The 24,293-nt window shown below is 40.2% G+C and carries 24 protein-coding genes; 6 read left to right on the top strand and 18 right to left on the bottom strand.

Annotation, left to right across the window (positions count from 1 at the left end):
- Positions 1 to 64: 64 nt before the first annotated feature.
- The 7 genes from CLV81_RS05145 to CLV81_RS05115 all read right to left on the bottom strand — a co-directional run bounded on the left by CLV81_RS05145 (position 65) and on the right by CLV81_RS05115 (position 6,092).
- Complete coding sequence (locus tag CLV81_RS05145) at positions 65 to 394, bottom strand: DUF59 domain-containing protein (protein ID WP_106143968.1); 330 nt, start codon at positions 392 to 394, stop codon at positions 65 to 67.
- Positions 395 to 402: 8 nt separating this feature from the next.
- On the bottom strand, positions 403 to 825 hold the full coding sequence (locus tag CLV81_RS05140; protein WP_106143967.1) for a SufE family protein: 423 nt from the start codon (positions 823 to 825) through the stop codon (positions 403 to 405).
- A gap of 71 nt (positions 826 to 896) precedes the next feature.
- Complete coding sequence (locus CLV81_RS05135) at positions 897 to 2,123, bottom strand: aminotransferase class V-fold PLP-dependent enzyme (RefSeq protein ID WP_106144913.1); 1,227 nt, start codon at positions 2,121 to 2,123, stop codon at positions 897 to 899.
- A gap of 24 nt (positions 2,124 to 2,147) precedes the next feature.
- Positions 2,148 to 3,464, bottom strand: a complete 1,317-nt coding sequence (gene sufD / locus CLV81_RS05130) for a Fe-S cluster assembly protein SufD (protein WP_106143966.1) — start codon at positions 3,462 to 3,464, stop codon at positions 2,148 to 2,150.
- 7 nt (positions 3,465 to 3,471) lie between these two features.
- Entirely contained in the window at positions 3,472 to 4,224 is a 753-nt protein-coding gene (gene sufC, locus CLV81_RS05125; protein ID WP_106143965.1) for a Fe-S cluster assembly ATPase SufC, read from the bottom strand.
- Positions 4,225 to 4,276: 52 nt separating this feature from the next.
- The gene (sufB, locus tag CLV81_RS05120; RefSeq protein ID WP_106143964.1) at positions 4,277 to 5,722 is read right to left on the bottom strand and encodes a Fe-S cluster assembly protein SufB; all 1,446 of its coding nucleotides are present in this window, start codon (positions 5,720 to 5,722) and stop codon (positions 4,277 to 4,279) included.
- 40 nt (positions 5,723 to 5,762) lie between these two features.
- The gene (locus CLV81_RS05115) at positions 5,763 to 6,092 is read right to left on the bottom strand and encodes a HesB/IscA family protein (protein WP_106143963.1); all 330 of its coding nucleotides are present in this window, start codon (positions 6,090 to 6,092) and stop codon (positions 5,763 to 5,765) included.
- Between the two features lie 227 nt (positions 6,093 to 6,319).
- Between CLV81_RS05115 and CLV81_RS05110 the strand changes: the two genes are divergently transcribed.
- Positions 6,320 to 6,727, top strand: coding sequence for a DUF302 domain-containing protein (locus CLV81_RS05110; RefSeq protein WP_245911924.1), 408 nt, complete (start codon positions 6,320 to 6,322; stop codon positions 6,725 to 6,727).
- 4 nt (positions 6,728 to 6,731) lie between these two features.
- Here the strand turns inward: CLV81_RS05110 and CLV81_RS05105 are convergent, their stop codons facing one another.
- Both CLV81_RS05105 and CLV81_RS05100 read right to left on the bottom strand, forming a co-directional pair.
- On the bottom strand, positions 6,732 to 8,072 hold the full coding sequence (locus CLV81_RS05105; protein ID WP_106143961.1) for a hypothetical protein: 1,341 nt from the start codon (positions 8,070 to 8,072) through the stop codon (positions 6,732 to 6,734).
- Positions 8,073 to 8,078: 6 nt separating this feature from the next.
- Positions 8,079 to 9,362, bottom strand: coding sequence for a choice-of-anchor B family protein (locus tag CLV81_RS05100; RefSeq protein WP_106143960.1), 1,284 nt, complete (start codon positions 9,360 to 9,362; stop codon positions 8,079 to 8,081).
- A 58-nt stretch (positions 9,363 to 9,420) separates the two neighbouring features.
- On the opposite strand from CLV81_RS05100, the gene thiL reads away from it, so the two are divergent.
- Positions 9,421 to 10,467, top strand: coding sequence for a thiamine-phosphate kinase (thiL, locus tag CLV81_RS05095; RefSeq protein WP_106143959.1), 1,047 nt, complete (start codon positions 9,421 to 9,423; stop codon positions 10,465 to 10,467).
- A gap of 133 nt (positions 10,468 to 10,600) precedes the next feature.
- On the opposite strand, the gene CLV81_RS05090 is transcribed toward thiL, so the two are convergent.
- Positions 10,601 to 10,855 (bottom strand): hypothetical protein, encoded by a 255-nt coding sequence (locus tag CLV81_RS05090; protein ID WP_106143958.1) that lies wholly within the window; start codon positions 10,853 to 10,855, stop codon positions 10,601 to 10,603.
- A 252-nt stretch (positions 10,856 to 11,107) separates the two neighbouring features.
- Here CLV81_RS05090 and brnQ point away from each other — a divergent pair, with 252 nt between their 5' ends.
- Positions 11,108 to 12,373, top strand: coding sequence for a branched-chain amino acid transport system II carrier protein (gene brnQ / locus CLV81_RS05085; protein WP_106143957.1), 1,266 nt, complete (start codon positions 11,108 to 11,110; stop codon positions 12,371 to 12,373).
- Between the two features lie 102 nt (positions 12,374 to 12,475).
- Here brnQ and CLV81_RS05080 read toward each other — a convergent pair whose 3' ends face one another.
- From CLV81_RS05080 to CLV81_RS05070, 3 genes are all read right to left on the bottom strand, one after another.
- Complete coding sequence (locus CLV81_RS05080; protein ID WP_106143956.1) at positions 12,476 to 14,062, bottom strand: serine hydrolase domain-containing protein; 1,587 nt, start codon at positions 14,060 to 14,062, stop codon at positions 12,476 to 12,478.
- A 78-nt stretch (positions 14,063 to 14,140) separates the two neighbouring features.
- Positions 14,141 to 14,914: a LytR/AlgR family response regulator transcription factor gene (locus CLV81_RS05075; RefSeq protein ID WP_106143955.1), complete on the bottom strand. Its 774-nt coding sequence runs from the start codon at positions 14,912 to 14,914 to the stop codon at positions 14,141 to 14,143.
- On the bottom strand, positions 14,904 to 15,920 hold the full coding sequence (locus CLV81_RS05070; RefSeq protein ID WP_158259074.1) for a sensor histidine kinase: 1,017 nt from the start codon (positions 15,918 to 15,920) through the stop codon (positions 14,904 to 14,906). The genes CLV81_RS05075 and CLV81_RS05070 overlap by 11 nt, the downstream gene beginning before the upstream one ends.
- 248 nt (positions 15,921 to 16,168) lie before the next feature.
- Here CLV81_RS05070 and CLV81_RS05065 point away from each other — a divergent pair, with 248 nt between their 5' ends.
- On the top strand, positions 16,169 to 17,359 hold the full coding sequence (locus CLV81_RS05065; protein ID WP_106143953.1) for a hypothetical protein: 1,191 nt from the start codon (positions 16,169 to 16,171) through the stop codon (positions 17,357 to 17,359).
- A gap of 180 nt (positions 17,360 to 17,539) precedes the next feature.
- On the opposite strand, the gene CLV81_RS05060 is transcribed toward CLV81_RS05065, so the two are convergent.
- The 5 genes from CLV81_RS05060 to CLV81_RS05040 all read right to left on the bottom strand — a co-directional run bounded on the left by CLV81_RS05060 (position 17,540) and on the right by CLV81_RS05040 (position 20,834).
- Positions 17,540 to 17,914: a nuclear transport factor 2 family protein gene (locus tag CLV81_RS05060; protein WP_211297986.1), complete on the bottom strand. Its 375-nt coding sequence runs from the start codon at positions 17,912 to 17,914 to the stop codon at positions 17,540 to 17,542.
- Positions 17,915 to 17,919: 5 nt separating this feature from the next.
- Entirely contained in the window at positions 17,920 to 18,663 is a 744-nt protein-coding gene (locus CLV81_RS05055) for an SDR family NAD(P)-dependent oxidoreductase (protein WP_106143951.1), read from the bottom strand.
- Positions 18,660 to 18,863: a tautomerase family protein gene (locus tag CLV81_RS05050; RefSeq protein ID WP_106143950.1), complete on the bottom strand. Its 204-nt coding sequence runs from the start codon at positions 18,861 to 18,863 to the stop codon at positions 18,660 to 18,662. Before CLV81_RS05050 ends, CLV81_RS05055 begins: the two co-directional genes overlap by 4 nt.
- 118 nt (positions 18,864 to 18,981) lie before the next feature.
- Positions 18,982 to 19,545, bottom strand: coding sequence for a Crp/Fnr family transcriptional regulator (locus CLV81_RS05045; protein WP_106143949.1), 564 nt, complete (start codon positions 19,543 to 19,545; stop codon positions 18,982 to 18,984).
- Positions 19,542 to 20,834, bottom strand: coding sequence for an aminopeptidase P N-terminal domain-containing protein (locus CLV81_RS05040; RefSeq protein WP_106143948.1), 1,293 nt, complete (start codon positions 20,832 to 20,834; stop codon positions 19,542 to 19,544). The genes CLV81_RS05045 and CLV81_RS05040 overlap by 4 nt, the downstream gene beginning before the upstream one ends.
- An 88-nt stretch (positions 20,835 to 20,922) precedes the next feature.
- Between CLV81_RS05040 and CLV81_RS05035 the strand changes: the two genes are divergently transcribed.
- Positions 20,923 to 23,766: a VPS10 domain-containing protein gene (locus tag CLV81_RS05035; protein WP_106143947.1), complete on the top strand. Its 2,844-nt coding sequence runs from the start codon at positions 20,923 to 20,925 to the stop codon at positions 23,764 to 23,766.
- Positions 23,766 to 24,155 carry a DUF2721 domain-containing protein gene (locus CLV81_RS05030; RefSeq protein ID WP_106143946.1) on the top strand — a complete coding sequence of 130 codons (390 nt, stop codon included), beginning with the start codon at positions 23,766 to 23,768 and terminating at the stop codon, positions 24,153 to 24,155. Before CLV81_RS05035 ends, CLV81_RS05030 begins: the two co-directional genes overlap by 1 nt.
- The last annotated feature ends 138 nt before the right edge of the window (positions 24,156 to 24,293 follow it).

Genomic DNA, 24,293 nt, shown 5'->3' with positions numbered 1-24,293 from the left:
GTCATTCCTGTGAAAACAGGAATCTTTTTAATTAAACGGATTCCGAAACAAGTTCGGAATGACTTTACAAAAGTCCAAGTTCCAACTTCGCTTCCTCGCTCATCAAATCTTGGGTCCAAGGTGGGTCAAAAGTAATCTCGACCTCTACATCATTAAGAACATCCAAAGATTTTACCTTTTCCTCAACCTCAACAGGTAAAGTTTCTGCCACGGGGCAATTAGGAGATGTTAAGGTCATTAGAATCTTAACATCATTATCCTCATTTACGAAAACGTCATAAATAAGTCCCAATTCATAAATATCCACAGGAATTTCTGGGTCATAAATAGTTTTAAGGACCTTGACAATTTTTTCGCCCAATTCTTGGGTATCTATTACAATTTCTTCGCTCATTTTTCTTCTCAGTTTAACTGGGTTTGATAGGCAATGGCATACAATTTCAGCTGCTTTATCATACTTACCAACCCATTGGCCCTAGTTGGGGATAAATGTTCCTTTAATCCGATTTCATCAATAAAATCGGTGTTGGCATCAATAATATCCTGTGGCTTTTGGTGACTAAAAGCACGTATCAAAATGGCAATAATGCCTTTGGTAATAATAGCATCACTATCCGCAGTAAAAACAAGCTTGTCTTCGTCCAATTCGGCATGTACCCAAACCTTGCTTTGACATCCTTTGATGATATTATCATCAGTCTTGTAAGCTTCATCGATTAGAGGAAGTGATTTGCCAAGCTCAATCATGTACTCGTACCGTTGCATCCAGTCATCAAACATGGAAAACTCATCTATAATTTCTTCTTGAATTTCTGCTATGCCCATTTATAAGTTTTGTTCAAAAGTACAACTCGAGTAAGAGCGAATCAATCTTTTAAGGGAAAGATAACTCCACTTTAGAGCAACATGTTTCTGGCCCTTTTAACCCCTTCCACGAGTGTATCCACTTCTTCCTTAGTGTTATAAAAACTGAAACTGGCTCGCACCGTGCCTGGGATTTGGTAAAAATCCATAATGGGTTGTGCGCAATGGTGACCCGTACGCACTGCGATCCCTAACTTGTCCAGAATTGTACCAATATCATAAGGGTGTATCCCTTTAATATTGAATGATATCACCGAGGTTTTCTTTTCAGCAGTACCGTAGATTTTTAATCCTTCAATGTCCAAAAGCTTTTTGGTAGCATACTTCAACAGTTCTTCTTCATACTGTGCTATGGCTTCCAGACCAATTTGGTTCAGATAGTCTAAAGCAGCCCCAAAGGCTATACCACCAGCAATATTCGGAGTCCCAGCTTCAAACTTATGAGGTAAATCTGCATAGGTAGTTTTTTCAAAGGTTACTTCGGCAATCATCTCACCACCACCTTGATAGGGTGGCAGTTTTTTCAGCCATTCCTCCTTACCATAAAGCATACCCACTCCTGTTGGCCCACATAACTTGTGTGCTGAAACGGTATAAAAATCAACATCCAAAGCCTGCATATCCGCTTTAATATGAGGAGCAGCCTGAGCACCATCTATCAAAACAGCAGCACCTACCTCATGCGATGCATCAATAATTTCCTTAATAGGATTGATGGTTCCCAAAGCATTGGAAATATGGTTACAGAAAACCAATTGGGTCTTTTCAGAAAGCAATTCATGAAACTGTTCCATGACCAACTCCCCATTCTGGTTCATTGGGATAACTTTTAATACCGCCCCAGTTCTTTCAGCCAACATCTGCCAGGGAACAATATTCGAATGGTGCTCCATAGCCGATACCAGAATCTCATCTCCTGTCTTTAGGAACGAAGAGAAACCGTTGGCGACCAAATTGATGGCATGTGTCGTCCCGGAAGTGAATATTACTTCATCGGCTTTGGCAATATTAAAATGCTTTTGGATTTTTTGTCTTGCTTCCTCGTAAGCATCTGTAGCTTCTTGCGAAAGCGCATGCACTCCCCTATGAATATTGGCATTGTAGTTATGGTAGTAGTCCACAATAACATCAATGACTTGTTGAGGAGTCTGGGAAGTGGCCGCATTGTCCAAATAGACCAAAGGCCTTCCATTTACCTCCCTATTTAGAATTGGGAAATCCTTTCTGATAGTAGCTACATCCAAACTCGTCCGCACCATTCCCATAGCTCTAAAATTTACGGATTACAGGTCGAACCCAAGGTTTACCCCTAATTTATTCGCAATCAACGTATTGATACGAGTTTTTAATTCAGGGATACGTACACTTTCCAATACATTATTGGCAAAAGCATACATCAATAAAGCTTGAGCTTCTTTCTTTGGGATTCCTCGGGATTGCAAATAGAAAAGAGCTTCTTCATCCAACTGACCTACTGTACAGCCGTGGGAACACTTAACATCATCCGCGAAGATTTCCAACTGCGGTTTGGTGTTCACCGTTGCCCTATCGCTAATCAAAACATTGTTATTCTGCTGAAAAGCGTTGGTCTTTTGAGCAATTTTGTCCACAATGATTTTACCATTGAAGACTCCCGTTGACTGCTCTCCAAAAATGCCTTTATAATCCTGGTGACTTTCACAGTTGGGCTGCGCGTGGTGTACCAAGGTATGATGATCTACATGCTGTTTTTCACCCAAAATGGTCACTCCCTTCAAGGTAGAGTCGATTCGCTCCCCGTTTTGATAAAAGTTCAGGTTATTTCGGGTCAGTTTTCCTCCAAACGAGAAAGTATGTACACGAACTACACTTTTATCTTTCTGGGAGATATACGTGTTGTCAATCAATGATGCTGTACTCACATCATTCTGAACCTTGTAATAATCCACAATCGCATCCTGGGCAGCAAATATTTCGGTAACCGAATTGGTAAGAACCTCATTCCCTGTTAAGCTCTGGTGACGCTCAATAACTTGAACCTCTGCATTCTCTTCTGCAATGACCAAATTTCTAGGTTGCAACAACAAAGCTGCCTCATTCCCAGTGGCCAAGTGTAAAATTTGAATAGGCTTTTTGGGCATTTTATTTTTTGGAATATAGATATACGCACCTTCCTTGCTAAAAGCGGTATTCAAACTGGTCAAAGACTCATCTTTTGAAGCTACTTTATTAAAGTAGACGTCAATAACCTGACGGTATTGAGGTTTGGTAAGCGCTGCACTCATCAAACAAACATCAACCCCGTCATGTGTGGTTTCGGAAAGGTAGGAGCTGTATACTCCATCAATGAATACAATCTTATAGGTATCTATTTCATGAATGAAATATTTCTTGATATCCTTGTATTCCAATGCAGTTTCCTGTTTGGGAAAAATGCTGAAATCTATCTTTTGAAGATTGTTTAAGGATGTGTATTTCCAAGCTTCTTCCCTCTTGGAAGGAAAGCCTTTGTTCTCAAAATTCTTTATGGCCTCCGAACGAACCTCATGGACTGGGTTATCCAAATCCACATTACTTTCAAAGGCTAAAAAAGAAGAGAGTAATTTATCTTTTAAATCCATCTTTTTCCTATAAAACGGCTTCTTGTTTTAGCCAATCGTACCCTTTCTCTTCCAATTCAAGAGCCAGTTCTTTTGAACCTGACTTCACTATTTTTCCATCATGCAAAACATGTACGTAGTCTGGAACGATGTATTCCAACAATCTTTGGTAATGTGTAATAACTATAATAGCGTTATCCTTGCTACGCAATTTGTTGACTCCATTGGCCACGATGCGAAGGGCATCTATATCCAATCCAGAATCCGTTTCATCCAAAATGGCCAACTTGGGTTCCATCATGGCCATTTGGAAGATTTCGTTACGCTTTTTCTCACCTCCAGAAAAACCTTCGTTCAGCGAACGGGACAAAAACTTGCGGTCTATTTCCAAAAGTTCAGACTTTTCACGGATAAGCTTCAACATCTCATTGGCGGGCATGTCCTCTAAACCTCTCGCTTTTCTGGATTCGTTTATGGCAGTTTTGATAAAGTTTGTGACCGAAACTCCTGGAATCTCCACAGGGTATTGAAATGACATGAATATACCGTTGTGTGCTCTTTCTTCTGGGGCCAATTCTTCTAAATCTTCTCCATCCAAAGAAATGCTTCCTTTCTTTATTTCAAACTCTTCTTTTCCTGCAATTACCGAAGCCAAAGTACTTTTACCTGAACCGTTTGGTCCCATGATGGCGTGCACTTCACCTGGATTCACCTCTAAATTGATTCCCTTAAGGATTTTCTTATCCTCTATGCTTGCGTGTAAATCTTTTATTTCTAACATTGTTCTATGATTGGCAACTCTATTGAGATGCTGATTTTACCTGTTTTTTTAATTATCCTACTGAACCTTCAAGGCTTATTTCCAATAGTTTTTGTGCCTCTACAGCAAATTCCATAGGTAATTTGTTGAGTACTTCCTTGCTAAAGCCATTTACAATAAGTGCAATGGCCTTCTCCGTGTCGATGCCCCTTTGATTGCAATAGAAAATTTGGTCCTCACCAATTTTACTGGTGGTCGCCTCATGTTCTATTTGGGCCGATTTATTTTTAGTCTCGATATAGGGGAAAGTGTGCGCACCACAACGATTACCCATCAATAAGGAATCGCACTGCGAGAAATTACGAGCATTTTCCGCCCTGCTGTTCACCTGAACCAGTCCACGATAACTGTTTTGGGATTGTCCTGCAGAAATACCTTTTGAAATTATAGTACTCTTGGTATTCTTACCCAAGTGAATCATTTTAGTACCTGTATCCGCTTGCTGGAAATTGTTCGTGACCGCAATGGAATAGAATTCACCAATTGAATTGTCACCCTTCAACACACACGAAGGATATTTCCAGGTTACTGCGGAACCTGTTTCTACTTGCGTCCACGAAATTTTGGCATTCTTCTCGCAAAGGCCTCGTTTTGTCACAAAATTGAAAACGCCTCCTTTTCCTTCCTTGTCTCCAGGGAACCAGTTTTGCACCGTAGAATATTTTATTTCTGCATCATCCAAGGCAATAAGCTCAACCACCGCAGCATGTAGTTGGTTTTCATCCCTCGAAGGAGCTGTGCAACCTTCCAAATAACTCACGTAGCTTCCTTCGTCAGCAATTACAAGAGTCCTTTCAAACTGTCCCGTCCCCGCCTGATTGATACGGAAATAAGTGGACAGCTCCATAGGGCATCTCACTCCTTTTGGAATATAACAGAACGATCCATCAGAGAAAACCGCTGAATTCAAGGCAGCATAAAAGTTATCTTTTTGTGGAACAACTGTCCCAATATATTTTTTTACCAGTTCTGGATGCTCTTGAATGGCTTCAGAAATGGAACAGAAAATAATTCCTTTTTCCGCCAATGTCTTCTTGAAGGTTGTGGCCACGGATACGGAATCCATAACAATGTCAACGGCAACGCCCGCCAACTTTTTCTGTTCATCCAAGGAAATACCCAGTTTCTTGAAGGTCTCCAAGAGCTCAGGGTCTACCTCATCCAAACTGTTATATTTTGGCTTCTTGTTGGGAGCAGAATAATAGGATATATCCTGGAAGTTGGGTTTTTCATAATGGACATTCGCCCATTCCGGTTCTTCCATTTCCTTCCAAACACGAAACGCTTCAAGACGCCATTCTGTCATCCATTCAGGCTCCTCTTTTTTCTTGGAAATTCCGACGACGATTTCTTCGTTCAAACCTTTGGGGAAGGTATCGGATTCTATATCTGTGTAGAAACCATACTCGTATTCTTTGGTTTCCAGTTCTTTTTTTAACTCTTCTTCTGTGTAAGCCATGTTTTATTTGTTTGTCAATCGATTGAAATCAATCAACATTTTATAGTGAAAAACTCTCGCCACATCCACAAGTGCGCTGGGCATTGGGATTATTGAACACAAAACCTTTTCCATTAAGGCCTCCTGAATACTCCAAAGTGGTACCCACTAGGTACAGGAAACTCTTTTTGTCCACGATGATACGCACTTGATTGTCCTCGAACAATTTATCCGTATCTCCGACTGCTTTGTCAAATTTTAGTTCATATGATAAGCCACTACAACCTCCGCTTTTGACTCCTACACGAACAAAATCCGTGTCTGAATCAAAACCTTCTTCGGTCATAAGTGCTACAACTTTCCGCTTTGCTGTTTCCGAAACTTTAATCATAATCGCTTGGATTCATTCTAAATAGCTTACAAATATACTGTATAAGTAGGGTTCTACAAGGTTTCCTAACATTATAATAACGAATCTTTCAATAAGGTTTCTCTATTTTCTACGACTACTGCTTTGTTTTACAATGAATATTCAATCTTTAAACAAATTGAAACGGTTTTAACTTATATCCCATGAGAAACTTTGTTCTCCTATTTTCAATACTAATTTTAAGTAAAATGAGCGGTCAAGAAACAAACAACGGACTAATACAAGTAACAAGCAATCACTCCTTTGAGTCCACCTATGAAATCATCAAAAAGACTTTGGATGCGAATCCGAATATTGGAATTCTAGCTGAAGTGGACCATACTGGCAACGCAAAAAGAGTGGATTTAGAACTACCAAAAACCAAACTTATTCTATTCGGCAATCCCAAATTGGGCACTCCATTAATGCAATCATCAAGAACAATCGCCATTGATTTGCCCCAGAAGATTTTGATATGGGAAGCAGACGGAAAAGTGTTTTTGACCTATAATGACCCTGAGTATTTATTGAAGCGCCATGGCATAACCGACAAAGACCCTATAGCTGAAAAAATTTCCGGTGCTTTGGCAACAATTAGTGGGAAAGCTTCAGAGTAAGCAGCTATTTTATTCTTAAAATTACAAGGTCTGTGGAACCTTGGTGTTCCATTTCGGGTGAAAATGCGGTTGAAGATTCGCCCACCAGCACTAAGTTTCCACTTTTGTCCTCAAGGGCATCAAATCCAAAATCCAAATCGGCACCTCCAAAGGATTTTTCAAAAAGAACATTCCCTTCAGAATCGGTTTTGATAATCCAAAGATCGTTTTCTCCCATATTTTGGGTGGCATTACCATCCAAGCTTTTGGAATTTCCCGCTATAACAAAACCTCCATCCGAAGTATTCCCTAGCCCACGAGCAGCGTCAAATGCAGTCCCTCCAAAAGTTTTCTCCCAAAGTAACTCTCCCATATCTGAAACCTTTATCAGCCAAACATCAGATTCACCATTGTTTTTCGAGATATCCGTGTCAATGCTGAAGGTATTTCCAACTATGGCGTAGGCGTTGTCCTGAGTTTTTACGATGGCATAGGCTTTGTCTATTCCTGTTCCACCAAATGATTTCTCCCAAAGCATTTCTCCCTTGGCAGTCACTTTAACTACCCAAAAGTCGTAGCTTCCTTTCGAATTGGAAATATCAAAATCGTCACTTTCCGAAGCGCCTACCATAACCAGTCCTCCATCATTTGCTTCAACCACGCCAAAAGAACGGTCGTTATTGGTTCCACCAAAGTACCGCCTCCAAATCAAGTCCCCATTGGCATCCAGTCGCGTGCCCCAAAACTCACCAACACCGTGTCTTGTTAAATAAGGATTTTTACCCGTATTCCCTTCTCCCCCTGAAGAGGTTACATCCAAAAAACCGGAAAAGAAAAAACCACCATCCGAAGTCTGTACGACATCATAGGAATGATCATGACCGGAAAAACCAAAACTCTTTTCCCAAAGAATGTTTCCAGAGGCATCCAATCTCAAAATCCAATTGTCATGGAAACCTTCATTATTACTTCCATCTCCATCGTCACTCATGGCGTAGCCCACAATAGCGTAGCCTCTATCGTTTGTTTGGATGACGGACTGACCCCTATCATCTTTGCTTCCTCCGTAGGTTTTATGCCACTCCAGATTCCCATCCAAGTCAAACTTGAGCAGCCAATAATCATTTACATTTAATGCCTTTTCTACTAGGTCTCCATCTGTACTATTGGTATATCCTAGAACGGCATACCCACCATCCGAAGTTTGAATTACGGATTGCGCAGTATCCTCGCCCGAACCTCCAAAACTTTTGACCCAGTCTAATTCGCCTAAAAATTCAACAGGCACCACTGTTGTTCCATTATCGTCAGAATCATTACAAGCCCCAAGTACCAAAATCATTAAGAACAAAAAAATTCTTCTCATTATCTTCTAGTTTGAACTTTGAATAACAAACAGGCCAGAATTGGTATCACTTAAGATAATCTTCCCGCTCTGAAAATAAGGGTACACACTCCAAACCCCATTAAATTGTGCAACATTGCTTTGAGGAAAGGTATCAAAAAAAGCTTCTTCGGTAATTACCTCATTTTCTATTTGGGAAATATCCAAAATCCGAACCCCTGCAGTATAGTTGGCCAAGAAAAACTGGTTCCCTAAAACATATCCATTATGGTCAATGGCTCCTGTAGGTCCCAAATACGTCATATGCAATTGGGGATTATCCAAATCCGCAAAATCAAAAACCAAGGTGCGGGAATTAAATCCAAAATCCGTTTCATCCAGCTCATCTCCCAAAATAAAAAAACGATGATCTTCAGTAAACCAGCCTTGATGAGTATACCCAATATTGGGATACGTCAGAGTCTCTATCCGTGAAGGGCTAGCCTTGTCGGTTATGTCAACAATAACGATTTGATCTTCATTTGAACCGACAAAAATCTCTCTTCCTGTATAATCCGTATCCGGTCCATTATAGGTAACAACCTGGGCATCATGGGTATATCCATCATCAGCATATCCCCCAACTCCATTTGGGGCGGTTGGATTCTGAATATCCACAAAATGAACACCCCCATTAAATGCGTCATTTCTTGCTGTACCTACAGGATAAGCAAATCCCATTTCTTCATTGATTACCACGTTGTGGCAATTCCCAATAAGGGTATATCTGGCATCTGCTTCGAAAACAACGGGTGGGTTGGGGACATTTCTCAGACGTTTTAAATCAAAAACTTGCATTCCGTGCATTGCGGATTCTGCGACGACATAGACAAAATCTTGATAAACCTTTAGATCTCTCCAAATGCTTTCCGTCGTTGCTGTGAGCATCTTTCCCAAGTAGACGGGATTTTCGGTATCCGTAATATCGATAAATGCGGTCCCGTTATCAAGTCCCAACAGAGCATATTCCCTACTTGTGGTAGTATCCGTCCAGCCCCAAATATCATTCGCTCTTCCAGCTCCAAAAGCCGCAGGGTTAATTTGAAGCAATAGGTCATATCCATCGCAAGAATATATGTCGGCACTCCCACCTTCACAAGGGGCAAATCCACGATTTACAGCACCGTCCCCAATATCTGGTTCATCACCTCCTGTAGTCGGGGGAGGATTTTGATTTGAGCCGGGGTCACCAAAATTAGAGTCATCTGAAGAACATGCCCAAACTATAAAAAGAAGGTACAGCAAATGGGGTAAGCATCTGAGCTGTTTCATTACTGGTTCAAGTTTACTTAAAGATACAACTTATTACATTCCTGTTTACTTTTGCCCAATGCTTGAAGATAAAAATACCCAACGGACCTCACTGGAGTCACTAGGCGAATTTGCCTTAATAAAACATTTGACCCAACACTTTGAGTTGATACACGACTCTTCGCTAAAGGGGATTGGTGATGATGCTGCTGTTTTGGATTTCAAGGGGCTCAAGACAGTAATTTCCACTGATCTTTTGGTAGAAGGGGTCCATTTTGATTTGAGCTATGTTCCGCTCAAGCACTTAGGGTACAAGTCGGTAATTGTAAATCTATCCGACATATACGCCATGAATGCAAAGGCAACACAGATAACGGTTTCGGTAGCGGTATCCAATCGATTTGGTCTTGAAGCCTTAGAAGAATTCTATGCCGGTGTGGCCATGGCTTGTAAGTTATATGAAGTGGATTTGGTTGGAGGCGACACAACTTCATCTACCAAAGGAATGCTCATCAGTGTTACTGCCATCGGTGTTGCCGAAGAAAAAGACATTATATACCGAAAAGGTGCAAAACCTAACGACCTGCTCGTGGTGAGTGGTGATTTGGGAGGACCTTATTTAGGTCTTCAGGTTTTGGAACGCGAAAAGGAAGTCTTCAAGGTAAATCCTGCCAGCCAACCCGATCTTGAACCCTATCAATATATTGTGGAACGCCAATTGAAACCCGAGGCCCGTAAGGATATTATAGCGCTATTGGAAAAATTGGACGTGAAACCTACTGCCATGATTGACATCAGCGATGGTCTTTCGTCAGAGATTTTGCATTTATGTGAACAAAGTGAGGTAGGCTGTAATCTTTTTGAGGATAAGATTCCGTTGGACCCGACGGTAATTTCCACCGCGGAAGAATTTAAAATGGACTCCACCATGATTGCTTTAAGCGGGGGTGAAGAATATGAATTGCTCTTCACCATTGACCAAAAGGACTTTGACAAAATAAAAGGCAATCCAGATTTAACGGTAATCGGGCATATGACGGAAAAGAAAGAAGGGGCTCATTTAGTAACTCGGGCCAATACGAAAATCCCGATTCAAGCCCAGGGTTGGAATTCTTTTTCGGAATAGTAGAAATAAAAAAATCCCGAAAACCAAGGGCATTTCCAACTCAACAGTCTTGGGGCACGCGACTGCAAATAATGACGCCTTCTTAATCTCCGGGAATAAATCCGAAAATTGTTCTTATAAAGAGTAAACAGGATTAAGCGACGCTCTGCACTGTTCTGTTCTTTCTTTTTTGATACATGTCTTCTAAGGTATTATTGATTTCCTGCATTTGAGGAGTAAGCAGGGACAGGCTCCCACTTACATCTGTGGTAACTTGTTTTGCACAATGAAGACATTTGTACTCTTTTATATGCTCTGTTACTTTTTTGGAAACCACATAATGATGTCCAAAAAGATTGCAGAAGAAAGAAGAGAATTTTTTGCCATGTTGGGTAGTGGTTTTTTTCATAAGTCGGATTTTGGGGGCAGGCTTCGCGATTTGGGATCGCTAGTTGCTGATTAGTTATGGTACGTTTTTCGTTTTTGTTGGGTTTATAATAGTGCAACGATTGTTGATAACTTTTTATTTTGTGAAAAAAATCCAAAAGGTGTTTTTTCGATGAAATACACAATACTCGGCCAATAGCTTAAAATCGTCGTCTAACTACATGTTTGAAAGTTAACAATTTGATTTACTTTCACAAAAAATTATCAACACTGTATGGACAAAAAATCCATTGCTGTAGTAGCCTTTGCTCTTTTCTCTCTTTTTTTTGGTGCCGGAAACTTGATTCTACCCCCTCAACTTGGTTTCAAAGCTGGAGAACTGTGGTGGCTGGTCGCCCTGGGGTTTTGCCTTTCCGCCGTGTTAATTCCTATTCTTGGAATTGTAGCTCATTCCAAACTGCAAGGTACCATGTTCAATTTTGCGGAAAAAGTTTCGCCAACATTCAGCTTAGTATACTGTTACATTGTTTATGCCATTTCCATTGCCCTTCCCTCTCCTAGAACCGCTTCGGTAACCCACGAAATGGCTATCCAACCTGTTTCTGATACTTCCTCTTTGATTACCAGTCTGGTTTACTTTGCATTGGTCTTTGTGTTTGTAATCAATCGCTCCAAGATTCTGGATATTATTGGAAAGTTCCTTACCCCTGCTATCTTATTTGTATTACTCTTGGTATTGGGAATTGCAACCGTTACCCTTGACCTTTCTTTTGGTCCTTCTACATTTGATAGCCCTTTTTCTTATGCCATATTGGAAGGCTACCAAACCTTTGATGCCATAGGTGCTGTTGTGGTAGGTGGTGTTATCATAATTTCCATCAATCTTAAACACAAACAAGCAGACTATGAGGCTAAGAAACGATTAATTGCCAAGGCTGGAATTCTGGCCGGATTAGGTCTTTTTCTTATTTATGCAGGATTGATGTTTACCGGAGCTTTGTTTCAAGATAACTTTGAGGCAGATATTTCGCGAACCGCCTTATTGCGTGGTATCAGTTTAGCCACTTTGGGAAATGTGGCGCACGGATTTTTGACTGTTTTGGTAAGTTTAGCGTGTTTTACAACAGCAGTGGGTATTGTTACGGGAACCGCAGATTTTATCAAAGGTCGTTTTGGTGAATCGCAAAAAGCGTACACGGCTACCGCGATACTTGGGTGTGTACTCGGAGTTTTGATGGGGCAGTTCAATGTAGGATATATTATCGCCGTAGCCCTACCTGCACTTATGTTCATTTATCCCATAACCATTGTTTTGATATTGCTAAATGCTATACCCGTTAAATACACCTCACGGAAAGTGTTCCGTTGGGTGGTATTGATTACCATACTATTTAGTGTCCCAGATTTTTTGGGAAGCATCGGATATGGCGATGCAATAGCACCCTTTACTTCTTGGATTCCTTTAAAGAATTTTCATATGGGTTGGGTAGTGCCAGCCATGGTGGTTTTTATAATTGGAAATTTTGGAAAAAGAAAATAGTTTAGTATTGCACTTATCGGTCTCTTAAACCGTCCCTTACCAGTTTTAAATTATATACTGTTAGGCACATATGTCTTCGTAAGTGTATTTCTTTGATACGTCCTATTGGTTATTAGCTTTAAATGAAACATCTAACCGTTGTATCATTGGCGTTTTTTCCGGAGTAAGAGTGAAGAAAATATCAATCTCACCATGTTGACATTGTATTTTAAAATCTCCCCGCAATTGATTTCTTGGTCGTAATTTTTGAATACTTTCAATTGCTCCGGCCTTATCCAATATTTCTTGGATTTCTTTCCTGTGCTTTTCCTCAGACCTATCCAAAAAGAGGTTTTCTGCAAAAATGTCTTTTTCAAAACTAAACTCATCCTTATTTAGTAAATCTGCGATTTCATTTTTTCGTTGTCTCAAAATATTGGATGTTGGAAGAGTACGGGCCTCTAAGTCCAAAGTTTCGAAAAGTAACTTCTCAATCTTATCATAGGGAATTGGTCTGGTATAAGTTAGATTTCCAAAGGCCATAAGACCAATACCGTACTTTGGAAAAAAAGCATAGTTGCTTCCAAAGCCGGGTAAGGCCCCTCCGTGGGAAACACGGGTTATTCGTTTACAATCCATGGAAATTCCGAGCCCGTACCCATAGCCTATCATACTGGCGCATGCTTCACCATTCCAGTCTCTGCTCCATGAATTTAGGAAATTGAATTGGGGCGTATGCATTTCTCTAAGGGTACTCCGTTTTAAAGGCCCTTTTTCTTTCTCACTTCTCGCGGGCCATGCCGATAGGTGGAAACTGACATATTTGCTAAAATCCTCTATTGATGTTATCAGCCCACCCATTGCCCCGTAAGAGCCATCATGTAGTATGGGTTCTTCTTTCCATTTTTCATCTTCCCATCTATACCCATTTGCCAGTTGTCCATCAGGCACATTTGAATATTCCCAATATGTATTGTTCATTCCCAAGGGAAGCAATATTTGCTTTCTAATATATTCTTGATAAGACATTCCCGAGACCACTGTGATAATTCGTCCCAGCATGGCATAACCAGTATTACTGTACTCATATTGATGCGATGGTATCTTGGACATTGACAATCCATCGGCTAAAAGGTCCGTAAATGCTTCATCCGACAGTGCAAGTTGACGGTCGCCCCAGGGATTGTCCTCAGGAAATCCGGCCGTCATCGTTAAAAGGTTTTCTATATCTATTATTGGGGAGTCGCTTGTTAAATAATGCAACTCTTCCAACTCAGGAATAAAATCCTTTACAGGGTCATTAAGTGATAACAAACCTTCATCCCTTAGTTTCAATATTGCCATTGCGGTAAAGCTTTTTGTCATGGACGCTATACGAAAAGAGGAGTTCAGTTTAACTGGATTCTTATTCTCTATATTCAGTACTCCAGTTGTGGAAGCTATAAGCAGAGTGTCATCTACGACAATACCATAGGCTATTCCAGGAATTTTCTTTTCAATCGAGTGGTCGTTAAATAATTTCTGTAGTGTATCTGTGATTCCTTTTATTTTTTCAATCCTATTGTCATTTAGAAAGACAGGAGCACCATAGGAATCGGAAACCAATTGAATGACATCTGTACTGTTCTTATTGGATTTCGTTTCGTTATTGCTACAAGACAGATTGATTGTAATTACTAAAAAGAGGAGTATTTTGAATTTAGTGGTCATTGTCAGTTTTTTTAATTACTACTAAAGGATTGGATTCTTATTAAATTGTTACACCTGTATTTGCACTATTGAAATGTATCAAATCTGACCCAACAGATTCTTAAGCCAACTGGCGCGTTCTTGACTCACAATAACGGTTTCGTGGTATTGCGGATTTAGTTCTACAAGTAGTTGACCTCCTTTACCCGGTTTTATTTTCGCGATAGCTTCGATGTTGGTCAAAAGTTGTCTGTTCAACCGCACAAATTTGTTGGGATCAAGGGCAGTTTCTAATTGATTCAATGATGTATTGATTGAGAATTGGGAGCCCTCATAGGTCTTGGCAAATACAATTTCGCTTCTAAAAAAGTAAGCAATCTCATCTACATGAAAGGGCAGCATCTCATTCCCTGACCTTAACAGAAACCGGTCTTTATTGCTGTGTGAAGCAGTATTTGGAAAGTACTTTTTTAACTCCATGCTTTTTGCCATCCACTCTTTAAAATACTGATTCTTGGTTCGAAAGAATTTCACCAGCGCTTCATTGACATCTTTATGGGTCAATGGCTTAAGTAAGTAGTCAATCCCTGTTGTCTTAAACGCTTTTATTGCATATTCATCATAGGCGGTCGTAAAAATTATAGGGGCTTCGAGGCTTGTTTTTTCCATAATCTCGAAAGAAATACCGTCAGACAAATGAATATCTAAAAACAAGATGTCGGGATGTGAATTTTCTTCCAGCCATTTTACTGCCGACTCCACACTTGACAAACGTGCCTCTACGACAATATCAAAGCCAGACAAACCTAAAAGATTCTCTAGGTGTTTTTGTGCCTTAGGCTCATCTTCTACAATAATGACTTTAGCTTTCATGGCCCGCAACAATTAAGGGGATTTTCACTTGAAAGCAATCAACATCCTTTTCCACCAATACCTTGGATTCGGTCAAAAGATCATAACGTGCAATTATATTGCGCAATCCATTCTTAGTGCTGTATGCTACCTTTTTCGGATTTCTATTGTTGGAAAGCATCAAGTTGTCCGGGGTCGACATAAGCTTCAGAACAATATGGTTTTCATCATCAATTCGATTGTGCTTCACTACATTTTCCACCAATTCATGCAATACCAAAGGAGGAAGATGCTTTTCCTTTAGATGATTTCCGTTGACTTCATTTTTCAATTCAAGGGCCCGACCAAAACGCTCCTTTAGCACCTCAACATGTTGTAGCATTACTTCATATTCCTCCTTCGCCTCTATCAGGTTTTCATTGGAATGATTCAGAACATGACGATAGATATTGGAAACATTCTTTAGAAACTTTTTGGCCACGCTGGGGTTCTCATCAATCAAATAGTAAACGGTATTGAAATTATTGAACAAAAAATGAGGGTCCATTTGGTTACGAAGTGTATGAAGGTTCGCATTTATCATCTCTGTCCTATAGGTCTCAGTTTTAATAAGGGCATTATAGTACGAGTCTTTCCATGTAACCACCCAAAGAACGAGTCCGAAAATCAGGGAGAGCACCAAACCTATCAAACCTGCCGAAATCATATGGGGTGGTAGAGGGGGTTCGCTGCCGAGAAGATAATAATCAAACCACTTAAAGAAATAAAACAGAACAGAATAGACCAAGGTTCCCACTAGAACTGGAAGCACAAAAACCAATATGTTCTTAACGTAAGGAATGCTTTCAAGATTCCATTTCGATATACTTCTTTGCGTAACTCTAATACTTTCTAAACAAACAAAAGCCATAAAAACCAGTAAGGTATTCATCAAAATGTTGAACCCTGGGGGTTCCCTGAACTGCGAAAAAACCCATATCATCAAAAACAAAATTGATGAGGTCACTAGAGCAATGGCTAGCCTCATATGCCATTTTAGTTTTTGTGCCTGCATATCGGACCTGCTTTCTTCAGATTTCACTTAAATGTAGCCATTCGTTGGCATTCAAGGTTAAATTTTTTTCTTGGAAAGCCTTATTTAACAAGGCTTTATCAGTCTAAAATCGGTGCTGTTGAAGGTTTCTTCGGGTTTCATGCCGGTAATTTTCGACTTCATGAAATACGGTAGTGACAACCCCCTCTTGGGCATCTAACTTTGAAAGCAAACCATATACTATGAAACTTCGTTTTTTATCAGTTTTGTTTTTCGCAAATCTTATGATTGCCCAAACAGATTCTCCTTTAAAAAAACACATTTTCGAGGTGGATGCCCTGACGGACAAGCAATTTGTTGGGTTTATAAATACGGTAAGCCCTAACAATCAATTCATATTGATCGGGGAGCAGCATGGTATAAAGGAAGTTGGTTCCTTCACCAATGCAATCTTTGACCTTGTTCACAAAGATGGTTTTAATATCCTTTGCATAGAAACCGATGCTTTGGTAGCCAAGAAAATTGAAGAAATGGCCTCTTCAAAGGAACCCCTAAAATCCGCTCAAACCCTATATCAAAAATTTCCCCTGGCCATTCCTTTTTATAACAATGCTTCAGACTATGATCTTTTTACCAATGTGCTTTCAAAGGGAGGGTACCTATGGGGAATTGATCAGACGTTTATGGCTCAGTTCAGGTTGAGCTTTGATCATCTAACAAGAAATACCACCAACGCATCACTTAAAACTGCAACACAAGATTTAAGAGATAGAGCCGAAAAGGCATACGCCAAATCACTTGAAAACAAATCTTTTCAGGATATGTTCATCAATAGTTATACTGATGAGCTTCATGACAGTTTGATGGCAACAAATCGCAATCCAGAAGAAACGGAAATTCTTGAGCAACTGAAAAAGACCAAAGAAATCTATGGGTATTATTATTCTAAAGAATACTATAAAAACAATAATGTCCGTGGTGAATTGATGAAGTCGAACTTTAATGCCTACTATAAAGAAGCATTAAAGACTAATGCTACACCCAAGGTGGTTTTTAAACTTGGTGCTACCCATGCTACTCGAGGGTTAAGTATGATGCAGATTTATGATGTCTCCAACTATGTCTCCGAACTCGCTGCTTTCAACGACATGCGTTCGCTTCACTTTATGGTTGCAGGAATCTCTGGAGAAGAACTTCAGGGAAATCCTTTTGCCGAAAATCCGGTAAAGAAATTCGACAACACAAACCAATTACCAAAAGAGTTACAAGAACTCATGCCTGATTACAGTAAGAAATATGTAGTAGTACATCTAGAGCCCTTACGCGAAAAATCCTATGGAAAACAGTTCTCGGAGAGTCTTAAAAAATTCATTTTCAATTTTGATGTTTTGGTGCTTGTAAATAACGCTGAAGCGCTTGTTCCTTTTGATTAAAACATCAAATAACCGTTGACAATTCCTCGAAAACGGGACATTTCTTTTGGTCATAAGGTATATTGCTGTTTTCCCTCTCTCGATAGCAATGGATAGTTTAGACAATATCCATCAAGACCACAAATTAGCAAAGCGGTCTGGAATACTCCAGACCGCTTTGAATTTTAGAAAAAAGTTCATCTATTCTACGTGGGTAAACACCTTGTTGACAATAATCCATTGTCCATCAATCTTGGCAAAGGATAGATAATCGTAATAATTGTACCCCGAAAAAGGAACATGCAATTTGGCCATGGCCACTTTCCCCAAAACATCAAGTCCTACAATGCTCATGTTGAATTCTTCTCCTAGCGCCTTAGGGCTTTTTCTATTTTTGACACCTTCAAGGTAGTCGTACTTGCTTTTTAGATAGTCCACTCCCTTAATGTCCCCATAAAGGTGCACATCATCATGGAAACTTCTTTCAAGCTTATCTACCTCACCATTGAAAATCCCTTCAAAATAATCGGTGATCAATTGTTCTATAGCTTCTCTGTTTTCCTTGTACATCTTCATATTTTTTAGATTGAATGTCCTACGGTATGTCCTCCCGCAATATTTATGGTCTCTCCGGTCACAAAATCAGCTGTGGCCAAATAGTAGGCTGCCTCTGCCACCTCTTCTGCCTCGCCTATTCGGTTGAGCAAATGAAGTCCAGATAAACTATCTGCATTTTCAATGCCCATTTTACCTTGCAACGGACTTCTGATGATTCCGGGAGCAATGGTGTTCACTTTGATGTTATCCTTCCCAAACTCAGCAGCCAACTGCCGTGTAAACGCATGGACTGCACCCTTACTGGTAAGTGGTGCGGTAGCTGGGAATCCGCCTATAGCGTGATCCACCAATACAGTACCAATGTTAATGATAGCACCTGCCTGCTGCTTTACCATCTGCGGAATAACTTCTTGTGAAGTAATATAGGTTCCCAACAAATTAATTTTCCAGAAACGCTCCAAATCTTCCTTCGTAACTTCCAAAAAAGGTTTGGGTGAAAATACGCCTGCGTTGTTAATCAATACATCTATGCTGCCAAACCTTTCCAAAGCCAAATTCACTAGCTGCTGTGCCGTTTTACGTTCGCTGATATCTCCCGGAACATATGCCGCATTTGAGGGAGCACCCAAATCCTCAAATGCCTTTTTAAGGTTGGCCTCACTCGATGAGTTCATCACCACATTGTAGCCCCGCTCCAAAAAGTATTTGGCCGTTTCTTTCCCTATGCCTGTAGAGGCACCTGTAATAATTGCTGTTTTGTTTTTCATGATTGCTGTTTTTTTGTTCCTGTGTACTGCTTTCCGTTGTAACCCCAATTTTCTTTGGGGACCTCATCGATAACAATATGGGTGGTCTGTGGATCTTTGTCCAAAACATTCACCAATACCTGTGTTACCCCTTCAATCAATTCTTTTTTCTGTGTTTTGGTTACCCCTTCGTCAGTAACCTTAATGTTGATGTATGGCATCTTTTTAAATTTTAAATGTTACATAAGACAAAGGTCTGGGGTTGGCCTATGGCCAGAAAGGAGCTATGTCACAGATTCTGTGTGACATACATCACATGAGCAGTAAGAAAGACGTTTGTTAGGAAGATAATCTGCTCAAAGTTTCCCTTGAAACTCCTAGATAAGCGGCTATTAATTTTTTGGGTACGCGTTGAAAAAGTTGGGGGTATTCTTCAAGGAGTAGGTCATAGCGTTCTTTGGCCGAATTTTTTAAGAGGGAAAGAATTCTCTTTTGAAGTGCTATTCTGCCATATTTGCTTTTTTTGGCCCAAAACCGTTCCATTTTGTGCATTTGGGCCGTCAACCTCTCCCGATTTTCATACGTTATGTAAAGCAGGTCACTGTCCTCAATGCAATCAATATTGATTTCGGATTTGGTTTTCTTTATAAAGGATTCATAATCCGTAATCCACCAATTTTCCATTCCGAACTGTAGAATGTGTTCCTTTCCTTCATCATCAAAAAAACAACTCTTCAAACATCCCTTAACTACCCAATATTCCTTCCTTACAAAATCCCCTTCCTGAACGATATGTTGGTGTTTTCGTTTTTTAACGGGTTCAAAATGTTGTAGAACAAACTCAAATTCCTCATCGGTGAGATCAATCAGCTCCTCAATATGTTTTCGTAGCGGATGCATCATGCATTCATCAATGCTTCAATCTCCTCTACTTCGATTGGGATGTTCTTCATTAGGTTTAGTGCCGCTCCATTTTCTTGAATTACTACATCATCTTCAATGCGGATTCCAAAGCCTTCGTCAGGAACATAAATACCAGGTTCAACGGTAAAGACCATGTTCGGTTTCATAGGGGTTTTCAGTTCTCCATAATCATGGGTATCCAACCCAATATGATGACTAGTACCGTGCATAAAATACTTTTTGTAAGCTGGCCAATCTTTGTTTTCATTTTGAATATCGGCTTTATCCAAAAGTCCCAAACCCAATAATTCAGAGGTCATGACCTTACCCACTTCTTTGTGGTACTCAGCCCAAATAGTACCGGGCACCAAGATTTTTGTAGCCTCATTTTTCACGCGAAGTACTGCATTATAAACCTCTTTTTGTCGGTCAGTAAATCGTCCGTTTGCAGGAATGGTGCGGGTCATATCACTGGAGTAGTTGGCATATTCAGCTCCCACATCCATCAAAATCAAATCGCCATCCTTCACCTGTTGATTGTTTTCTATATAATGAAGTACATTGGCGTTGTTCCCGGCAGCAATGATAGGGGTATATGCGAATCCTTTAGAGCGATTCCGAATAAACTCATGCAAGTATTCAGCTTCCATTTCGTATTCCCAAACCCCGGGCTTAGTGAATTCCAAAATTCTTCGAAATCCTTTTTCAGTGATGTCACAAGCTCGCTGCATAAGTTTGATTTCTTCCGGCTCTTTTACCCCTCTAATTTGTTGCAAAATTGGATTGCTCTTTGCCCACTGGTGTGCAGGAAAATCTTTTTTACATTTTACAATAAATCGGTCCTCGCGAGTTTGGGTCTGCACCGCTTGTCTATAGTGCTCATTTGTATTGAAATAAACAACGTCAGCTTCGGTCATTAAATCAAAAAAGACCTTGTCAAAATCAGATAACCAATATATTGTTTCAATCCCTGAAACCTTAGTTGCTTGTTCTTTGGTCAACTTGGCCCCTTCCCAAACTGCGATATGCTCATTCGTTTCGCGAACAAACAAAACCTCACGGTGTTTTTTATCCATAGCATCTGGAAAAAGCAAGAGTATGGTTTCTTCTTGGTCAGCCCCACTCAGATAAAAAATATCCCGATGCTGTTCAAAGGGCATAGTGCTATCCGCACTTATGGGATAAATATCGTTGGAATTGAACACAGCGATACTTTTGGGCTGCATCTTTGCCATGAATTTTTTGCGGTTCTTTATAAAGAGCTGATTCTCTATTGGATGATATTTCATTTGAAAAACACGGTTTTATCAAATGTAGCCAATTGCGTTACCGAAGACAAATTCATACCTTCAACCACCTAAAATAAAATAACACTTAATGAGACCTCTATTACTTCCGTTACTCTTTCTTGTTTTTCAAATTTCCGTGGCCCAAAAACCAGCAACACCTGCCAATGTGGTTATGGATGCGCTGAAAGAAAAAACCAAAATGAACCAGACCTCCTTGGTGAAGAATGTTGCCTTAAAAAACATTGGCCCTTCGGTAATGAGCGGAAGAGTGGTAGACCTTGAAGTAAATCCAAATGACCCTACAGAGTTTTATGTGGCCTATGCCTCAGGTGGTCTATGGCATACAAAAAACAACGGGATTTCCTTTACTCCCATTATGGATACTTCGGAAACTCAAAATATAGGTGATATTGCTGTGGATTGGACCAACGGAAACCTTTGGGTGGGTACCGGAGAAAACAATTCCTCACGCTCTTCTTACGCCGGAATTGGAATCTTGAAATCTTCAGATGGAGGAAAAACGTGGGAAAATATGGGCCTTCCAGATTCCCATCATATTGGTCGCATTTTAATCAATCCTCAAAATCCCAACGAATTGGTAGTAGGAGTTACCGGGCATTTATATTCGCTAAATGAGGAACGCGGCGTTTACAAAACTACAGACGGTGGAAAAACATGGCAACGCACTCTCTTTGTTGACGATGCCACGGGAATCATAGATGTGGCCCACTCCCCAAATAACTTTAGTATTCAATATGCCGCGGCTTGGCAAAAGGACCGAAAAGCATGGAACTTCTCAGGGAATGGAACCGCTTCAGGTATCTATAAAAGTACAGATGGGGGGAGTACATGGAATTTGGTTTCAGCAACTGAAAGTGGTTTCCCCACAGGTGATGGTGTCGGAAGAATCGGTTTGGCCGTTTTTGATGATAATACCGTTTACGCGGTACACGATAGTCAGTTCCGAAGGGAGAAAAAAGAAGAGGAAAAAAAGGATGAGCTTACCAAAGAGGATTTCAAATCCATGAACCGAGATGCTTTTTTGGCCTTGGATGATAAAAAACTCAATGATTATCTGAAAAACAATGGTTTTCAAGAAAAGTATCGCGCCGAAAATGTAAAACAAATGGTTCGAAGTGGTGCGGTGCAACCCATAGATTTAGCAAAGTACTTGGAAAATGCAAATTCACTGCTTTTTGATACCCCGGTCATCGGTGCCGAAGTGTACCGAAGCGATGATGCCGGTATGACTTGGAAAAAAATGAACGAGAATTACATTGATGACCTTTTTTATAGCTATGGATACTATTTTGCCCAAATACGAGTGGACCCGAGCAACAAGGATAGAATTTACCTAGCTGGTGTTCCATTGATAAAATCTGATGATGGTGGAAAAACATACACTTCCATAAGCAAGGAAAACGTGCATGCAGATCACCATGCACTCTGGATTAACCCCAATAGACCAGGACATTTGATAAATGGAAACGATGGCGGAGTCAATATCACTTATAATGATGGCGGAAATTGGATGAAGAACAACTCGCCCAAAGTAGGACAGTTCTATGCTATAAATATTGACCATGAAAAACCATACAATGTGTACGGAGGGCTTCAGGACAATGGGGTCTGGAAAGGAGCTCATAACAATACGGAAGACAGTCGCTGGCACCAGACTGGGAAAAATCCTTGGGAGATGATTATGGGAGGTGATGGTATGCAGGTTCAAATCGATAGCCGAAACTCGAACATAGTCTACACTGGATTTCAATTTGGCAACTACTACCGCCTGAATCTCGAAAATGGAAAGCGAAAATACATCCAACCCAAACACGAGTTAGGGGAATCACCGTATCGATTCAATTGGCAAACCCCTATTCTGCTTTCAGAACATAATCAAGATATTTTGTATTTGGGTGGAAACAAACTGCACCGTTCTCTCAACCAAGGTGATGATTGGGAGGCCATCTCTCAAGACTTGACCCAAGGTGGCAAAAAGGGGAATGTGGCCTATGGCACATTGACCACCATCTCTGAATCACCTTTTGCGTTTGGATTGCTTTACGTGGGAAGTGATGACGGGTTGGTTCATGTTTCCAAAAGCGGAGGCGCTGACTGGGAGAATGTGTCCAACACCCTTCCCAAAGATTTATGGGTAAGCGAGGTCACAGCCTCCAAGCATAAAAAAGAAAGAGTCTATGTTGCGCTCAACGGATATCGATGGGATGATTTTACACCTTATATATATGTAAGTGAGGATTATGGAAAATCGTGGAAGAACATTTCGTCCAACATTCCAGCATCTCCAGTTAATACCTTGGTAGAAGACACAAAAAATGAAAATTTGATTTTTGCCGGTACAGATAATGGCCTCTATGTGTCATTCAATCGTGGTGAATCTTGGGAGTTGATGCAAAACGAGATGCCCAATGTGGCCGTACATGATTTGGTGATTCAGCCAGAAGCCAACCATCTTTTAGTCGGCACTCATGGAAGAAGTATCTATAAAGCTGATATTTCGTCTTTACAAAAAGTCACTTCACAAGTCATGGACGTAAAGTTGACCGTTTTTGAAGTGAAGGACATAAAACATTCCAAAAATTGGGGCAATGCTTGGAGTTCTTGGATAAAACCAAGTACTCCTGGATTGGATATACACTTTTATACTTCAACTGCGGGTCCCTTCGATGCCAGCATACAAACCTTGAACGGCATAGAAGTAAGTTCTACAACTATCGAAGCGGATAAGGGAATCAACATTTTGTCATATGATTTGGCCTTTTCCAAAAAAGGAAAGAGCAACTTCTTAAAAAAGAACAAAATGAAATTGGAAGAATCCAAAAATGGCAAAACCTATTTACCCAAAGGAACCTATATGGCTGTTTTTTCAGGTAATGGAAGCAACGAAAAAATTGAATTTAAAATTGAATAGTGGAATTAAGTCTTAGCATCCCTGCCCTTCTTTTTCCGGCAATCTCCCTGACCATGTTGGCGTACAATGCCAGATACTTGGCCATTGCCGGTCTTATTCGTCAGTTGCACAAACAGTTTGTGGAAACTGAAGATTCCCCTTTGAAAAGACAAATCGATTCACTTAGAAAAAGGCTGGATATTATCAAAAACATGCAGGCAACGGCCATTATCAGTTTTTTGCTTGCCGCCATCACCATGTTCTTAATCTATGTTGAACTCATGGTTTGGGCCAATATCGTTTTTGGTATCAGTTTGGTCTTCTTAATGGTCTCTTTGATTCTTTCATTGATTGAAGTTCAACTTTCAACCAAGGCTTTAGGGATTCAATTGAGCAATATGGAAAGGTAATTATGGTTTTTCTATATCGAAAATGGGTGTTTTCCATAATACATTTTGATAAAAATCATAAAATTTAACAATAACTTCCCCAATATCTGACTGATAAAATGGGTTTGGTATTCTAGTTTTCTTACTTTTGAGTCTCCC

The sequence above is a fragment of the Flagellimonas meridianipacifica genome (assembly GCF_003001695.1).
Lineage (GTDB): Bacteria > Bacteroidota > Bacteroidia > Flavobacteriales > Flavobacteriaceae > Flagellimonas > Flagellimonas meridianipacifica.
Note: the sequence above shows the minus strand (reverse complement) of the source record. Positions and strands in the feature narration are given on the sequence as shown.

Bases quoted from the DNA above. Each gene is read 5' to 3' on its own strand.
- CLV81_RS05060 (WP_211297986.1), bottom strand. From the start codon at position 17,914: ATGAAGATGTACAAGGAAAACAGAGAAGCTATAGAACAATTGATCACC.
- CLV81_RS05090 (WP_106143958.1), bottom strand. From the start codon at position 10,855: ATGAAAAAAACCACTACCCAACATGGCAAAAAATTCTCTTCTTTCTTC.
- CLV81_RS05080 (WP_106143956.1), bottom strand. From the start codon at position 14,062: ATGACCACTAAATTCAAAATACTCCTCTTTTTAGTAATTACAATCAAT.
- CLV81_RS05115 (WP_106143963.1), bottom strand. From the start codon at position 6,092: ATGATTAAAGTTTCGGAAACAGCAAAGCGGAAAGTTGTAGCACTTATG.
- CLV81_RS05045 (WP_106143949.1), bottom strand. From the start codon at position 19,545: ATGATGCATCCGCTACGAAAACATATTGAGGAGCTGATTGATCTCACC.
- sufC (WP_106143965.1), bottom strand. From the start codon at position 4,224: ATGTTAGAAATAAAAGATTTACACGCAAGCATAGAGGATAAGAAAATC.
- CLV81_RS05140 (WP_106143967.1), bottom strand. From the start codon at position 825: ATGGGCATAGCAGAAATTCAAGAAGAAATTATAGATGAGTTTTCCATG.
- CLV81_RS05100 (WP_106143960.1), bottom strand. From the start codon at position 9,362: ATGAAACAGCTCAGATGCTTACCCCATTTGCTGTACCTTCTTTTTATA.
- CLV81_RS05145 (WP_106143968.1), bottom strand. From the start codon at position 394: ATGAGCGAAGAAATTGTAATAGATACCCAAGAATTGGGCGAAAAAATT.
- CLV81_RS05065 (WP_106143953.1), top strand. From the start codon at position 16,169: ATGAAACTTCGTTTTTTATCAGTTTTGTTTTTCGCAAATCTTATGATT.
- thiL (WP_106143959.1), top strand. From the start codon at position 9,421: ATGCTTGAAGATAAAAATACCCAACGGACCTCACTGGAGTCACTAGGC.
- CLV81_RS05105 (WP_106143961.1), bottom strand. From the start codon at position 8,072: ATGAGAAGAATTTTTTTGTTCTTAATGATTTTGGTACTTGGGGCTTGT.
- sufB (WP_106143964.1), bottom strand. From the start codon at position 5,722: ATGGCTTACACAGAAGAAGAGTTAAAAAAAGAACTGGAAACCAAAGAA.
- CLV81_RS05070 (WP_158259074.1), bottom strand. From the start codon at position 15,920: ATGAGGCTAGCCATTGCTCTAGTGACCTCATCAATTTTGTTTTTGATG.
- CLV81_RS05050 (WP_106143950.1), bottom strand. From the start codon at position 18,863: ATGCCATACATCAACATTAAGGTTACTGACGAAGGGGTAACCAAAACA.
- CLV81_RS05040 (WP_106143948.1), bottom strand. From the start codon at position 20,834: ATGAAATATCATCCAATAGAGAATCAGCTCTTTATAAAGAACCGCAAA.
- CLV81_RS05055 (WP_106143951.1), bottom strand. From the start codon at position 18,663: ATGAAAAACAAAACAGCAATTATTACAGGTGCCTCTACAGGCATAGGG.
- CLV81_RS05035 (WP_106143947.1), top strand. From the start codon at position 20,923: ATGAGACCTCTATTACTTCCGTTACTCTTTCTTGTTTTTCAAATTTCC.
- CLV81_RS05135 (WP_106144913.1), bottom strand. From the start codon at position 2,123: ATGGTGCGGACGAGTTTGGATGTAGCTACTATCAGAAAGGATTTCCCA.
- CLV81_RS05075 (WP_106143955.1), bottom strand. From the start codon at position 14,914: ATGAAAGCTAAAGTCATTATTGTAGAAGATGAGCCTAAGGCACAAAAA.
- brnQ (WP_106143957.1), top strand. From the start codon at position 11,108: ATGGACAAAAAATCCATTGCTGTAGTAGCCTTTGCTCTTTTCTCTCTT.
- CLV81_RS05110 (WP_245911924.1), top strand. From the start codon at position 6,320: ATGAGCGGTCAAGAAACAAACAACGGACTAATACAAGTAACAAGCAAT.
- sufD (WP_106143966.1), bottom strand. From the start codon at position 3,464: ATGGATTTAAAAGATAAATTACTCTCTTCTTTTTTAGCCTTTGAAAGT.